The 14,210-nt window shown below is 35.8% G+C and carries 16 protein-coding genes and 2 other annotated features; all 16 genes read right to left on the bottom strand.

Features of this window, described 5'->3' with window-relative positions; all coding sequences use genetic code 11:
- Position 1: 1 nt before the first annotated feature.
- The 16 genes from PND65_RS06570 to PND65_RS06495 all read right to left on the bottom strand — a co-directional run bounded on the left by PND65_RS06570 (position 2) and on the right by PND65_RS06495 (position 13,839).
- Positions 2-1,192: a M16 family metallopeptidase gene (locus PND65_RS06570; RefSeq protein ID WP_271991013.1), complete on the bottom strand. Its 1,191-nt coding sequence runs from the start codon at positions 1,190-1,192 to the stop codon at positions 2-4.
- 92 nt (positions 1,193-1,284) lie between these two features.
- Entirely contained in the window at positions 1,285-2,514 is a 1,230-nt protein-coding gene (locus PND65_RS06565) for an NlpC/P60 family protein (RefSeq protein ID WP_271991015.1), read from the bottom strand.
- Between the two features lie 224 nt (positions 2,515-2,738).
- Positions 2,739-3,296, bottom strand: coding sequence for a hypothetical protein (locus tag PND65_RS06560; protein ID WP_271991017.1), 558 nt, complete (start codon positions 3,294-3,296; stop codon positions 2,739-2,741).
- On the bottom strand, positions 3,274-3,795 hold the full coding sequence (locus PND65_RS06555) for a tRNA (cytidine(34)-2'-O)-methyltransferase (RefSeq protein ID WP_015536048.1): 522 nt from the start codon (positions 3,793-3,795) through the stop codon (positions 3,274-3,276). The genes PND65_RS06560 and PND65_RS06555 overlap by 23 nt, the downstream gene beginning before the upstream one ends.
- Positions 3,795-4,373, bottom strand: coding sequence for an RdgB/HAM1 family non-canonical purine NTP pyrophosphatase (rdgB, locus tag PND65_RS06550; protein ID WP_022356464.1), 579 nt, complete (start codon positions 4,371-4,373; stop codon positions 3,795-3,797). Before rdgB ends, PND65_RS06555 begins: the two co-directional genes overlap by 1 nt.
- Positions 4,374-4,434: 61 nt before the next feature.
- Entirely contained in the window at positions 4,435-6,048 is a 1,614-nt protein-coding gene (gene groL, locus PND65_RS06545) for a chaperonin GroEL (protein ID WP_015536049.1), read from the bottom strand.
- 14 nt (positions 6,049-6,062) lie between these two features.
- Positions 6,063-6,323, bottom strand: coding sequence for a GroES family chaperonin (locus PND65_RS06540; RefSeq protein ID WP_015536050.1), 261 nt, complete (start codon positions 6,321-6,323; stop codon positions 6,063-6,065).
- Between the two features lie 88 nt (positions 6,324-6,411).
- Positions 6,412-6,693: a DUF2500 family protein gene (locus PND65_RS06535; protein ID WP_271991019.1), complete on the bottom strand. Its 282-nt coding sequence runs from the start codon at positions 6,691-6,693 to the stop codon at positions 6,412-6,414.
- Entirely contained in the window at positions 6,690-7,127 is a 438-nt protein-coding gene (locus PND65_RS06530) for a DUF6773 family protein (RefSeq protein WP_271991021.1), read from the bottom strand. The genes PND65_RS06535 and PND65_RS06530 overlap by 4 nt, the downstream gene beginning before the upstream one ends.
- Entirely contained in the window at positions 7,124-7,327 is a 204-nt protein-coding gene (locus PND65_RS06525) for a helix-turn-helix transcriptional regulator (protein WP_015536053.1), read from the bottom strand. Before PND65_RS06525 ends, PND65_RS06530 begins: the two co-directional genes overlap by 4 nt.
- Before the next feature lie 91 nt (positions 7,328-7,418).
- On the bottom strand, positions 7,419-8,312 hold the full coding sequence (locus PND65_RS06520) for a hypothetical protein (protein WP_271991024.1): 894 nt from the start codon (positions 8,310-8,312) through the stop codon (positions 7,419-7,421).
- The gene (thrS, locus tag PND65_RS06515) at positions 8,294-10,036 is read right to left on the bottom strand and encodes a threonine--tRNA ligase (RefSeq protein ID WP_271991027.1); all 1,743 of its coding nucleotides are present in this window, start codon (positions 10,034-10,036) and stop codon (positions 8,294-8,296) included. The genes PND65_RS06520 and thrS overlap by 19 nt, the downstream gene beginning before the upstream one ends.
- A gap of 42 nt (positions 10,037-10,078) precedes the next feature.
- Positions 10,079-10,283 (bottom strand) — a binding site (T-box leader).
- Between the two features lie 56 nt (positions 10,284-10,339).
- A complete protein-coding gene (locus PND65_RS06510) occupies positions 10,340-11,509 on the bottom strand; it encodes a M20 family metallopeptidase (protein WP_022356457.1) in 1,170 nt (389 codons plus the stop codon).
- A 3-nt stretch (positions 11,510-11,512) separates the two neighbouring features.
- Positions 11,513-12,379 (bottom strand): transporter substrate-binding domain-containing protein, encoded by an 867-nt coding sequence (locus PND65_RS06505; protein ID WP_271991030.1) that lies wholly within the window; start codon positions 12,377-12,379, stop codon positions 11,513-11,515.
- A gap of 19 nt (positions 12,380-12,398) precedes the next feature.
- Positions 12,399-13,130, bottom strand: a complete 732-nt coding sequence (locus PND65_RS06500) for an amino acid ABC transporter ATP-binding protein (protein WP_015536058.1) — start codon at positions 13,128-13,130, stop codon at positions 12,399-12,401.
- On the bottom strand, positions 13,123-13,839 hold the full coding sequence (locus PND65_RS06495; protein ID WP_015536059.1) for an amino acid ABC transporter permease: 717 nt from the start codon (positions 13,837-13,839) through the stop codon (positions 13,123-13,125). The genes PND65_RS06500 and PND65_RS06495 overlap by 8 nt, the downstream gene beginning before the upstream one ends.
- Positions 13,840-13,878: 39 nt before the next feature.
- Positions 13,879-14,090, bottom strand: a binding site (T-box leader).
- Positions 14,091-14,210: the final 120 nt, after the last annotated feature.

Here is a 14,210-nt window from a genome sequence, read left to right as displayed (position 1 = left end):
ACTATTCTACTTCCTTTACTATAACTGAAGAAATTTTCTTTAATTTTTTTGCAGCTGCAGATACATCTTCAAGACTAACTTTTTGTATATTCTTTATTTTCTTATCTCTATCTGTATCCCTTGACAATAAAACATCCATAAATCTTTGATCAATTTGTGAGAATGGATAATCTTGAGCAACGATCAATGAATCGATACAATCCTTTTTAGCCGTATTCAATAATTCCGGATCAAAATCAAGATCTATGATCCTTTGAATTTGCTGATTGATCAAATCAATAGCCTTTTCTATATTTTCTTTATTTGTACCCAAGGTGATGATCAATGCTCCATCAAACTGAATTAAATAAGAAGAAATGGAATAGCATAAGCTATGTTTCTCACGAACCTCTTCGAACAAAAGACTTGTTGGACTTTGCCCCAACAAAGAGTTCATTACAAACATTTTATAATAATCTTCAGACAGAATATCTGTACTTGTTGCATACACCAAGGCAATGCTGGACTGTGAGATATTCTTGTCGATAATTTCTTCCTGATAATCAAGTATCGGTAATAAACTACGTGTTGAATTTAACTTTGAACTAGAATCCATTCTTTCTAGATACGTTTTCATTTCTTCATCCAAACATCCACAAACAAATATATGCTTATCCGCCTTTAAATATGCACTGTACACATTCTGGATATCTTGAAGCGTTAATTGATCTAAATCATCCAGACTTCCTTGAATAGGTATGGAGATCTCATGATTTGTATTTAACGTCGTTAAACAAGTATATATAGCTAAACCATCTGGATCATCTAAAATACGTGTCAATTTATTTCTATATAAATATTTTGCTTCTTCAAAACTCGCTTCATCCAATACAGAATGAAATAATACTTGATCTGTAATTTCTTTAACTTTATGGATATAGTCTTCCTCTTCGATCCAATCCGAACGAATATATTGAATACGTGTTGTCAAGATAAGATCAGCCCCATAGGAACTCAATCCACAAGCCAGTTTCATTCCATAAGCTTCATTTAAATTTGAAATCAAAGCTTGTTTTGTCTTAAATAATTCTGTTTTGGTTTTCAACATATAAACCAGAATATTATATGCCGTTATTGTAGAGCGCTCTAAAGGAAGCTGTGTTCTTATCGCAACGCTCACATCACTAAATTTATTCGAAGAAATATAATTCATAAACTACCTCCGGCGAATATAACTATATTAAAAAATACGACCTGAATAATCAAGTCGTATACAAAAAAAGAGAAGATTTTCTCTTCTCTTTATTAACCTATGTGAACGTATCCAATCAATGCGTTACCGCAATTGACTGATGCTAATACGGTTTGGTTACCAAGCCATCCACCGTGGATTGCCTGTCCATTACCAACATAGATTGCAACATGTCCACTGTAGACAATAATGTCACCTGGAACAGGATTGCTAGTTAATGTACCTAAAGATAAATAGTCTTCAGGCCATCCGTGGAAATTGATACCAACTGCAGCTAAAGAGTTAGTAACTAACATTGTACAGTCCTGCGTTCTTCCTAATTGAGCGTATGCTGCACTTACAATAGCATCATTGCTTACATTAGGTGTTGATGGGACATTGCTTGAACCTGAGTTACCAGAACCAGCATTAGAGCTTGATCCTGAACCAGTTGATGGTGTTGATGGAGCTGTTGATCCACTATTAGAAGGTGTTGATGAACTTGTATCTTCTTGAACAGGCTGTGTATTGTCAGCTTGTTCAACGATCTCTTCAGCAACCCCGTCTTCACCGATCGTATAACCATCTTTTTCTGTATTAGTGATCATTTCACCATTTGCATCAAAAGCGTATTTCTTTCCATCAATATCTTTGAATGTGTCTTTTACAAGATTACCATTTTCTTCATAATAGTATTTTTTACCATCTTTTTCGACCCATCCAGTTTTGAATGTTCCATCTTCCTGTAAGTAATAAGTCTGACCATCGATATCAACCTGACCTGTGCACATCTTTCCATCTGTACCCATGTAGTATTTGTTACCGTCAACTTCTAGCCAACCAGTAACTAGGTTTCCATCTTCGTCAAAATAGTACTTAGCTCCTTGATCTTCGACCCAATTTCCTGTGATCTTGAATCCCTTCTCGTCATAGTAAGATTTTCCATCTTCTGACCAGCCATGTTGAAGAGTACCTTCACTCTGGAAGTTGTAAGTAGTACCCTGAATGTTTGTTTTACCTGTTGCAGCTGTTCCATCTTCTTCGAAATAGTAAGTTTCGTTAGAAATTTCTTGCCATCCGAATTGCATCTCACCAGCGTTATTGAAGTAGTATAACTCATCTTCAATTTCTGTTAAACCAGTTGCAGTCTGATGATTGGATTCCAGAATATAATATCTGTCGGCTCCTTCACCATGCCATCCTGGTTTAGTTTCGTATGCGTAAACTGTAGAAAGAACTGGTCCGCAAGCACAGAAACATAAGGCTACAGCCAATAATTTACTGTGTTTTTCGATAAAATTCACTTCTATCACCTCTCATACAACACCAACAATTTAACATGATTACCCATTTCAAACAAATTTTGAAAAAAATATTTATCAAAAATTAATTGTTAATTTTGTTTAAAAATTTATAATTCTCCTTTATATAAAGGACTTTCAAACAAATTATGTAAAATTATGTGAATTTGACTAAAATTATCAAATCATTTTTGATATATACATCTGTTCACGATTTAAAAACAAAATTATTCAAATAGTCGAATATACTCAAAAACATAACCTACGATTCGATATATCAGATATACGATAATTACACATTCAAAACCAAGGATAATCATGGATAATATATGTAAAATACTTACTAATTCATCAATAGATGAAACTTGAAATCCGTAAAACAAGCTTCCCTCTACTACAGCAAACATCAATATATAAAGAACAATCAAAAAGATCCAACTCTTTTTTTGTCTAGATTTCATGAACAAAATAACCGTAAAGAAGACAGCCAGAATATCAATGATTCTCACATTATTGACTACAGCATTCAAAATTGATATAAGCGATACACTATTACTTGAAATCATGTCTAATACTATTTCAATTAACAAAGCATGAGAATACTGACTTAAATTTTCATAAAATGAAAACAAGGTGTCATAATTGCTTACACGAGCTAAATCAAACATGAATACCCCTTGCCAGATATTCTGCCATGTCCAATACACTAAAACTAAAATTGCAACAAAGCATGATCTTTTAGGATAGGTATCAAACAAACGATCAATCCACTGATAGATCTTCAAGCCAATGATCTCCCTTTAATTGCTCACTGGTGGCAAGCCCAGGATAATTTTGTTGACGTAAAACCTCATAAACGATGATTGCTGCACAATTGGATAAATTTAAACTTCTTGCACTGGCAACCATTGGAAGTCGCATACAACTGTCTAAGTGATCTTTTAAGATTTTTTTATCGACACCTGTACTCTCTTTTCCTAAGACTAAATACACATCTTTTGAAGTATCGCTAAAATCAAATTCACTTGGTGCCTTATGTCCATATCGAGTCATAAAATAATATTTATCGCTTGGATTCTCTTTTACAAACTCTTCCCAGTTTTTATGAATATGAATATCCGCATCTTTTATATAATCCATTCCGCTTCTTCGTAAATGCTTTTCATCCAATGAAAATCCAAGTGGTTCGATCAAATGAAGACGAGATCCTGTCGCCATACATGTGCGAATGATATTTCCTGTATTCTGTGGTATTTCCGGTTCATATAATACAACGTGTAACATTATTTATTTCTCCAATCTTTTAAAAATTTCTCTAAAGCACGAGATCTATGTGATACTTTGTTTTTCATCTCACTTGAAACATTCGCTAAAGTCGTACCATACTCAGGATAATAGAAGATTGGATCATATCCAAATCCGTTGCTCCCAAGGATCTTATCGTTGATTTGCCCTTCGACTTCACCACGATATGTATGGCCTTTGCCATTTTCATCAATATAGGCAATTACACATACGAAACGAGCAGTTCTAGTCTTACCTTCAACATTTTTAATGATTTGAGCATTCTTGACATCATAGCTTGTATCTTCGCCCATCCAGCGTGCTGAATATACACCCGGTGCCTTATCCATGGCGTCCACTTCAAGTCCAGAATCATCACTGATAACTGGCTGGTGTAAAACATCATATAAACTGCGAGCTTTAATCAAGGCGTTTTCTTCGAATGTCTTACCATTCTCAACAATTTCAACCTCCTGATCAAGATCTTTTAAACAACATACTTGTACATCTTCGCCAAGCATTTTCTGAAATTCTTCAACTTTGTGCGCATTTGAAGTTGCGATCCATATTTTTTTCATTTTTATCACCGGTACTTATTATAAAAAGAAAAAAAGTCCAATTCAATGGACTTTTTTAATTCTAGTACATTCCCTGAGGCATTGGAGCTTCTTTTTCAGGTTCTGGAATTGAAGCAACCCCAGCTTCTGTTGTAATGAATAAAGCAGAAATACTTGCGGCATTCATTAATGCATTACGAGTTACTTTTGTTGGATCAATGATACCTTCTTTTAACATGTCGACCCATTCACCATGTTTTGCATCAAATCCGATATTTTCATCTGCACCCTTCTGGATCTCTACGATTTCTTCACTGTTATATCCAGCATTATCGGCAATTTGAGAGATTGGTGTCAACAATGCATCAAATACAACTTTGATACCTTTTTGTACATCAACAACATCTGATTTGATCTCATCTTTCAATGCTACATAAGCATTTACTAAACAAGCTCCACCACCGATAACGATACCTTCGCTTACAGCAGCACGAGTAGAGTTCAATGCATCTTCAATACGAAGTTTCTTTTCTTTCAATTCACTTTCAGTAGCTGCACCAACTTTAATGATCGCAACACCATTTGATAATTTACCTAAACGTTCAGCCATGCGTTTCTTATCATATTCACTTGTTGTGTTTTCCATCTGTGCTTCGATTTCTGCAATACGAGCCTGCACATCTTCAGTCGATCCAGCACCACCGATCATTGTTGTGTTATCTTTTGTAACGACGATCTTCTTAACTGTACCTAAATCACTCAACTGCATATCTTTCAGTTCCATCTGAAGATCTTTAGAATAGAATGTTGCACCAGTTAAAATAGCAATATCCTGTAACATTTCTTTCTGATTATCTCCAAATCCAGGAGCTTTTGTGGCAACAACATTGAATGTTCCACGTAATTTATTCAATGCTAAAGTAGAAACAACTTCATTTTCAAGATCATCAGCAATGATCAGCAAAGCACGATTTGCTTGAACAAGCTGTTCTAGTAATGGAAGAATTTCCTGGATATTTGAGATCTTCTGATCTGTAACCAATACATATGCATTTTCCATAACTGCTTCCATCTTTTCACGGTCGCTTACCATATATGGAGAAATGTATCCTTTGTCATACTGCATACCTTCGCTGATTTCAAGTTCTGTTTCAAAACCGTTGGATTCATCAGTCGAGATAACACCATCACGTCCTACTTTTTCCATTGCACGAGCGATGATTTCACCGATTTCTTCAGATCCTGCAGAAATTGTAGCTACATTGGCAATATCCTGATTGCTTTCAACTTTTTTCGAATTTTTCAAGATATAATCACTGATTGCCTTAGCAGCTTTTTCAATACCTTCACGCATCAAAACTGGATTTGCTCCACGATCTACTGCACGCAATCCATTTTCAATCATGCTTTGAGCAAGGATCGTTGCTGTCGTTGTACCATCACCTGCTGTATCATTTGTCTTGTTAGCTACTTCATATACTAACTTTGCCCCCATATTCTCGAATTTGTCTTCCAATTCGATTTCTTTGGCAATACTTACACCATCATTTGTGATAAGTGGTGAACCATATTCCTTTTCAAGGACCACGTTGCGTCCTTTAGGGCCTAAAGTAACACGTACGGCATCTGCCAATGTGTTTACTCCTTTTAACATTGCTTCACGAGCATCTTTTGAAAAACGCACTTCTTTAGCCATAAAAATGTACCTCCTTATTTGCTTACTGCAATAATATCTTCATCTTTGATCACGATATATTCTTCGTCATCTACTTTGATCGTTGTTCCTGAGTATTCTTTATATAATACTTTATCATTTAAAGCATATTCACAATCTTTAACACCTGAACCGATTGCAGCAACAACGGCCAATTTAGATTTTTCTTTACCGCTTGTCAAAATAATTCCACTAGCGGTTGTCTTTTCTTCCTTTTCTCTTTTTAACAAAACATAATCATGTAATGGTTGTAACATAATATTCCTCCTTTAGCACTCTTTTAAATCAACTGCTAAGAATATTATACACGCTTTTAGCAGTTATGCAATAGGTTTGCTAAAAAATTTATACACCTTTTTTACTTTGCTGGATCCAGTTTTCAAAAGAAATCAATTCATAGCCTTGATAAATCAACCTCCCTTCCCATCCTACTTCAACAACATTATATTCAAAGGCACTTACTTCTAAAGAAACAGTCGATTTATCTTCTTTTAAAAACACCAATTCATAAACTTTCTGTGGTTCAAAGATATTTCCAGGCATAGGATAATAGTCACTGCATTTCTTTTCAATCAACTTGGCATTACAGTTTGTGATTTCATGTCTATTTATAGTATAGCGTTTCATTCTTCATCACCATCTTCTAAATGATCTACTCTTTTTACATAAATTCGATTTACGCCTGTTAAAATTAAATACATTAAAATCGTAACGATCAAAAATATCATCAATAGATATCCAACATGCAATCTATTTAACAAATACAGTTTATACCCAAATATAAAAGCTCCAACAATTCCCACAAAGATAGATACCACAATACTTTTCTTTTGATTTACATCCTGATATGACCATATCCCCTCTTTAAAACAAACAATAATGAAATAAATGGAAACAATCACAAGCAAAACTATTGGTAAGATAACTTCTTGGATGTCTTTAAAATCGTTCAAAAAAGCTTGAACCACAATTACGAATACTAAGCCATAAAACATCAAATAAAAACCCTTTTCTTCAATTTTAAGAAGTTTTAACCTTTTCATTTCATCTAACTTTTTCATTCGTCTTCCTCCCAGAACAAATCATCCAATGTTTTGTCTAATGCTCTACAGATAGCACGACATAACTTGATCGTCGGATTATATTCTCCTTTCTCGATCATATTGATCGTTTGTCTAGAAACATCCACTGCTTCAGCTAATTCTTTTTGTGTCATATCTTTTGAAGCTCTGGCAGCTTTCATTGCTAGATTTTTTGACATCCCCTCACCTCAATTACACAATAAATTATAATTTACTTTATGTCAATTATATTTTACTTTTAAAATATAGAAAAAGAGCGATTTCTCGCTCTTACTTGATCAATCCTTCTGGAAGTTCAATATTAAATAGATTTAAGAATTCTTCAATTTGATCTTTTACATCACTTGCTGCTTCATAGCGAATATTCTGTTTAGAATATGTATTAACCGCAATTTCAGCATTTGGAACGCCAAGCTTATCAACACCAACTTTATCAATAATTTCTTTCATTTCATCTTCGCTTAATTCTGTATCTTGCAACAGTTCTAAAGCATAATCAACATTAGCATCCGCTCTTACAAACAACGAAGCTTGTGGATACCCATCTTCGTCACTATCCGTTTTTTCTTTCCAAAGTGCTTGAAGATCTTCAAGAACAGATAACTCTTTTCCTTGTTCTTTAGCCTTGGCAATCGTTGCAGCGGCAACAGGCTGCGCCAATAAGGCAACTTCAGACTGCCCAGTCAACAAAGCCTGCTGAGCTTCTTGAACACTGGCATAATATGTAACATTCATATTAGCTGTATCCATTACATACTGGAAAACCAATTGAGGAACCGCTTTTTCGCCAAAAGCTGCAATAGATGCACTTGTTAGATCAGAACCTTCTGGTCCAACCAAATATAGATTTCCCCAGGTCAATACCGCTTCAAGATTAAAAGCTTCTGCCTGCGAATACAATTTAGCACCTAAATTTGTTGGTGCTACGATGATATCATATTCACTATCTTTTTTAGATAATTCTGCAGTTAGTACATCTGTACCTTCTACTGTTTCAATGTCTACATTTTCATTTTCATACAAAGATAATAATGATAAGGCAGGTGCCCCTGTAGGTGAAAGGATCTTAATTGGTTCTTGTGGTTCATTACTAGAAGAACAAGCAACCAATGATACCGATAAAACTAAAGATAAAGCCAAAGATATTATTTTTCTAACAGACATTTTTCTTCTACCTCTTTAACAAATTTTTCTAAGGCTTCATTTAGTGCCATTGTCTTACTTTCTTTTTTACCACTCTGACGAATCGTAACTGTTTCGTTTTCGGCTTCACCATCACCAACTACGATCTGATACGGTACTTTAGACATCTGTGCTTCACGTACACGATATCCCAGCTTTTCATTTCTATCATCTAGTTCCACACGCATACCGGCATCCTGCAACGCTTTTACAACCTTCTGTGCGTATTCTAGATGTTTTTCCTGATGAACTGGAATTACGACAAATTGTCTTGGAGCCAGCCACAATGGGAAATGACCTGCAAAATGTTCGATCAAGATACCAATGAAACGTTCGATAGAACCATAGATAACACGGTGTAACATAACCGGTGTTTTCTTAGAACCATCTTTGTCAACATATGTACAGCTAAAGCGTTCTGGCAAGTTCATATCCAACTGAATTGTTCCACACTGCCATACACGACCTAAACTGTCTTTGATATGAATATCCAATTTAGGACCATAGAATGCTCCATCTCCCGGGTTCACTTTATATTCTTTTCCGGCATGGATACATGCATTTGCCAATGCCTCTTCGCTCTTTTGCCAAATTTCTTCAGAACCAATATATCCACTCTCTGGACGTGTAGAAAGCTCAATATTGTAAGGAAGACCAAATACAGAATAAATTCGATCGATCAATCCCAATACATTTTTAACTTCGCTCTCAATTTGGTCTGGAGTAACAAACAAATGCGCATCATCTTGAGTAAATGTACGAACTCTAAATAAACCATTTAAAGCACCACTTGCTTCATGACGATGTACCTGGCCTAATTCTCCGATACGATATGGGAGTTCTTTGTATGAATGCAAAGTACTGTTGTATACCAATAAAGCGCCTGGACAATTCATTGGTTTGATCGCAAATTCACGATCATCTACCATAGTTGTATACATGTTTTCTTTATAGTGTTCCCAATGTCCACTTGTTTCCCATAACTCTTTAGACATCATGATAGGTGTCTTGATGAACTGATAGCCAGCCTTTGTATGTTCTTCATACCAGAACTGTTCCAAGATATTACGCAAGATCATACCATTTGGCAAGAAAATAGGCATACCGGGAGCATATTCACTGACTGTAAATAATCCCATTTCTTTACCAATCTTTTTATGATCGCGTTTCTTTGCCTCTTCTAATAAAGCTAAATGTTCTTCCAATTCTTCAGCTGTTGGAAAACATACTCCATAAATACGCTGCAATACTTTATTATTGGCATCCCCTTTCCAATAGGCACCAGAATGCTTCAATAATTTAAAGTTTTTACATTGTTTAACTGTTTCCACATGAGGTCCACGACATAAATCAATGAATTCACCTTGTTGATAACAAGTAATTGTTCCATCTTCAAGATCCTGGATCAAATCAATCTTATATGGATCATCTTTAAACATTTCCAAAGCTTCAGCTTTAGTAATTTCTTTACGTACGATACGTTTACCATCTTTGGCAATCTTCTTCATTTCTTTTTCGATCTTAGGTAGATCTTCGTCTTTGATAACTTCATCTCCTAGATCCATGTCATAATAGAAACCTTCGCTGACAACAGGTCCGACCCAGAATTTTGCCTGAGGATATAATCTTTTTACGGCCTGTGCCATCATGTGTGCACATGAATGATTCAATACATTTAATTCAGCATTTTCTTTAATGTCGATCATCTTAATTCTCCTCCTATTTCCATATAAAAAGCGACAGTCATCTCAAAGGACGTCTGTCGCACGCGGTACCACCTTTGTTCATACAATAATTGTATGCACCTCATTTTCTTTTAACGCAAGAGTACGGCACACTTTTTCAAGGGCAATTCAAAGGGAGTAAACACATGTTTTGTCAAAAAGTTTTCACCAACCACTTTTCTCTCTACATCCAAGATTCATGCATTCATGTCCTTATCACTATTGTTGATTCGATTATAAAACGGCTATGAATAAATGTCAAAACTTTTGAACACAAAGACTTCTTTAACCATGAACAGATTGATTAAACTCTTCTTTTACTTGTTTTAGTTTATTTGGATTTTCCAATAACTCCAAAGCAACCAAAGCAATTGCCTGACTTGCCTTGATTAAACCATTTTTCCCATCTTCAGATATCGTAGCCGCTGCCATTTCTTTAGAATGACCTAAAACATCATCTGAAGCAATTTTGATATTTCCCTGGATCGTAGGACATTTATAACTAGCTGCTCCAACATCTGTACTTCCTTTAGCTTCTTCATCCACTGGATCTACATTCGGCAGTCCAAGTTCATGATATGTATTAGTTAACATCTCTGCCAATGTGTAATTGACAAGCGTATCTTCATAAGGACATTCATAAACAGAAGTTTTTAAGGTTGTATTGGTTGCCTGACATGCACCTTTAGCGCAATTAATAGCTTTTTCTGTTACTTCTTTGGCGTATTTCATTGTAGAAGCACGGAAATAATACTCTAAACTTGCATAAGCAGGAATCACATTGGCTGCAGTTCCTCCATCTTTAATTATGCCATGAATATAAGTACCTGGTTCAACAAATTGACGAAGCATATTAATTGAAACAAAAGTCATAACTGCTGCATCTAAAGCCGAAGCCCCTTGTTCTGGATGGCAGGCATGGGCGTTCTTTCCAAAGAACTCAAATTTGATTGGATTCAATGCCTGTGATTTTGAGCCTACACCATTTTTAGTACCTGGATGCACCATCAAGGCAACATCAATCGTATCAAAGACACCGGCATTGGCCATGGAAACCTTGCCGCCAAAATTTTCCTCAGCCGGTGTTCCAAGCACGATTACTTTTCCACCATATTGATCTACAACTTGTTTTAAAGCTTCTCCAGCAGCAATTCCAATTCCTGCGATCAAGTTGTGACCACATCCATGTCCGACTTCAGGTAAAGCATCGTATTCACACATAAAGGCAATAGTTGGACCTTCCTTCTTTGTATCATATGTTCCAATAAATCCGGTTGGTACAACATACCCTTTTTGTGTTTCAAAACCTGCATCTATCAAATAGTTTGTCAATAATTCCATTGTTTCAAACTCTTGATTTCCTATCTCTGGATTTTCATACATTGTTTTGACCAAAGCCATATAATCATCGGTTTTGGAAACAATGAAATCTAAGATCGTTTGTTTATTATCCATTGACTATTCCTCCACTTCAACAGCCTGTGCAGATAATTCTTTCGCTTCTGTCACCCATTTTTCCAAGTCACCATTTTCTTTAGCTTTCTCAATTACATCGTTACATAAATCGATCAATGACTGATATTCATCTCCTAATGGGAATCCAATAACATTTGTGGAATACATTGCATCCGGGTCTAAATCAAATCCATCTTTAGGAAGTAATGTTAAATCTGTAAATGTATCCAACATAGGTAAAGCAGAGTTTGAAGAAACAATGACTGCATCAATATCTCCAGCATCTAAAGCTAAAGCAGAAGCATCTGTTGTTCCATATTGTTTGATATTGGCTTCATCCGTCAACTTCATTGCCAATTCATACTGAATGGAACCGGATTGTGCCGCAATTGTTAGATTTGCTGCTTTAAATTCCTCTAAAGTTTTATATTTTTCGGCATTTTCTTTTGTGGTTAAGATTCCTTGATAATCCGCACTGTCTTCTCTTTGATACCCTTCAGAAAACTGCATCACTTGTTTTCTTTCTTCTGTCTGAGCAAAACCAGAAATCGCCATATCTACACTTCCTGATTGTACATTGGCTAATACACCATTGAAATCGGTTGCCTTGATTTCCAGTTCAACACCTATTTCATCCGCAATAGCCTGCGCTAAAGAGATATCGCTTCCTACGATTTGTTTCTCGCCATTTTCATCTAAGATATAGAATTCATTAGGTGGAAAATCTGGAGAAGTTCCTAGTACGATTTTACCTGCTTCTTTGATTTGTTCTAATTTATCCGCAGAACCAGATGTTGTCGATGAACATCCAGCTACACCTATCATCATCGTTGTTGCTAATACTACACTAACTAATTTTTTCATTTTCATAATTGTTTCCTCTTTCTTTCTACATAACTTTATCTAAAAATTCTTTTGTTCTTTGATTTTTTGGATGATTGAATATCTCATCCGGTGTTCCTTCTTCCATAATGATTCCTTCATCCATAAACATGACACGATCTGCAACTTCTTTGGCAAAGCCCATTTCATGCGTTACGATAACTATGGTCATCTTGCTTTGGGCAAGACTTTTGATAACATTTAATACTTCTTTTACCATCTCCGGATCAAGAGCACTTGTTGGTTCATCAAACAACATCACTTCTGGATTCATAGCCAAGGCTCTGGCAATCGCAACACGTTGCTTTTGTCCACCAGACAAGTTATTTGGATAGGCATCTTTCTTTTCTTCCAAACCAACCTTCTTTAACAATTCAATTGCCTGTTCTTTTGCAGCCTGTTCTGACATTCCTTTTATTTTGATTGGAGCTAATGTCAAATTATCCAAGACCGACATATGTGGAAATAAGTTAAAATGCTGAAATACCATCCCAATATGTTCTCGAACCTTATCGATATCGACTTCCTTTTTGGCTTTGGACGTGATATCTGTATCTTTAAAGAAAACTTGCCCTTTTGTTGGTTCCTCTAAAAGATTCAGACATCTAATAAATGTGGATTTACCAGAACCCGAAGGTCCGATAATGGCCACAACTTCTCCTTTATGAATCTCTGTATTGATTCCCTTTAATACTTCCAAATCCCCAAATGATTTATGTAAATCTACTGTTTTAAGCATATACTTTCAACTTCCTTTCGATCAAAGACATAATCGTCGTTAGAACACTAGTTAAGGCAAAATAGATAATTGCGATAATGATCAATGGTTCAAATACAGAATATGTTGATGCCTTTACGATATTGGATGTATACATGATATCGAATACACCTACAACACTAACAATACTTGATTCCTTGATCATCATGATAAATTCATTACATAATCCCGGTAAGACAACTCGAATCGCCTGTGGGACGATGATATATCGCATCGTTTCTAAATTGGAAAATCCTAATGAGCGTCCAGCTTCCATCTGACCTTTATCAATGGAATCTAAACCGCCTCTTAATAACTCACAAATATATGCGCCTGAGTTAATTGCCAAAGCAACCACTGCCGTCAAGAACTCACGACTTCCATAAACACTTCCCAACATTGGAATTGATGGAATGGAAATTCCAATCATTGGAAAGCCATACAACCAAATATATAACTGAAGTAACATTGGCGTTCCACGAATCACCTGTGTATAAGCTGTTGATATCGCATTTAACACCTTTATATGTGATCGTTTCATCAAAATAGCCAACAATCCTAAAATACAACCTAAGATAACGGTCATCAACGCCAAGACAATAGTTACGATCGTTCCATCTATAAAAGTTGGGATCCATTTGATCATCTTGGTAAAATCAATCGTTACTGCCATTAAAGTATTTCCATACATCTCTTTTCCCTCCCATAAAAAAACGTCTCTTGAAATCAATCAAGAGACGACATGTATCGCGGTACCACTCTATTTGCCATAGCCTAGCTATGACCACCTCTAGTCTGTAAAGTAGACAACTTGATATCCTACTCTATGTTCAGATATCCCTCTCCAAAGTGCGGTTCACCATAATTTGTATGCTGATCTTTCACCATCATCAGCTCGCTTCTTTTACGCCTTATGACTACTCTCTTTTTCCTTGAGTTTTGTGTATTCACTTGTACCAGGTTCCGTGATAAAAAAAACGTCTCCTGAAATCAATCAAGAGACGACATGTATCGCGGTACCACTCTATTTGCCATAGCCTAGCTATGACCACCTCTAGTCTG

The sequence above is a fragment of the Faecalitalea cylindroides genome, assembly GCF_028321995.1.
Classification (GTDB): Bacteria; Bacillota_I; Bacilli_A; order Erysipelotrichales; family Erysipelotrichaceae; genus Faecalitalea; species Faecalitalea cylindroides.
Note: the sequence above shows the minus strand (reverse complement) of the source record. Positions and strands in the feature narration are given on the sequence as shown.

Excerpts from the sequence above, each read along its gene's own strand:
- PND65_RS06570 (WP_271991013.1), bottom strand. The coding sequence starts at position 1,192 with ATGAATTATATTTCTTCGAATAAATTTAGTGATGTGAGCGTTGCGATA.
- PND65_RS06555 (WP_015536048.1), bottom strand. The coding sequence starts at position 3,795 with ATGTTACACGTTGTATTATATGAACCGGAAATACCACAGAATACAGGA.
- rdgB (WP_022356464.1), bottom strand. The coding sequence starts at position 4,373 with ATGAAAAAAATATGGATCGCAACTTCAAATGCGCACAAAGTTGAAGAA.
- groL (WP_015536049.1), bottom strand. The coding sequence starts at position 6,048 with ATGGCTAAAGAAGTGCGTTTTTCAAAAGATGCTCGTGAAGCAATGTTA.
- PND65_RS06540 (WP_015536050.1), bottom strand. The coding sequence starts at position 6,323 with ATGTTACAACCATTACATGATTATGTTTTGTTAAAAAGAGAAAAGGAA.
- PND65_RS06535 (WP_271991019.1), bottom strand. The coding sequence starts at position 6,693 with ATGAAACGCTATACTATAAATAGACATGAAATCACAAACTGTAATGCC.
- PND65_RS06530 (WP_271991021.1), bottom strand. The coding sequence starts at position 7,127 with ATGAAAAAGTTAGATGAAATGAAAAGGTTAAAACTTCTTAAAATTGAA.
- PND65_RS06525 (WP_015536053.1), bottom strand. The coding sequence starts at position 7,327 with ATGTCAAAAAATCTAGCAATGAAAGCTGCCAGAGCTTCAAAAGATATG.
- PND65_RS06520 (WP_271991024.1), bottom strand. The coding sequence starts at position 8,312 with ATGTCTGTTAGAAAAATAATATCTTTGGCTTTATCTTTAGTTTTATCG.
- thrS (WP_271991027.1), bottom strand. The coding sequence starts at position 10,036 with ATGATCGACATTAAAGAAAATGCTGAATTAAATGTATTGAATCATTCA.
- PND65_RS06510 (WP_022356457.1), bottom strand. The coding sequence starts at position 11,509 with ATGGATAATAAACAAACGATCTTAGATTTCATTGTTTCCAAAACCGAT.
- PND65_RS06505 (WP_271991030.1), bottom strand. The coding sequence starts at position 12,379 with ATGAAAATGAAAAAATTAGTTAGTGTAGTATTAGCAACAACGATGATG.
- PND65_RS06500 (WP_015536058.1), bottom strand. The coding sequence starts at position 13,130 with ATGCTTAAAACAGTAGATTTACATAAATCATTTGGGGATTTGGAAGTA.
- PND65_RS06495 (WP_015536059.1), bottom strand. The coding sequence starts at position 13,839 with ATGTATGGAAATACTTTAATGGCAGTAACGATTGATTTTACCAAGATG.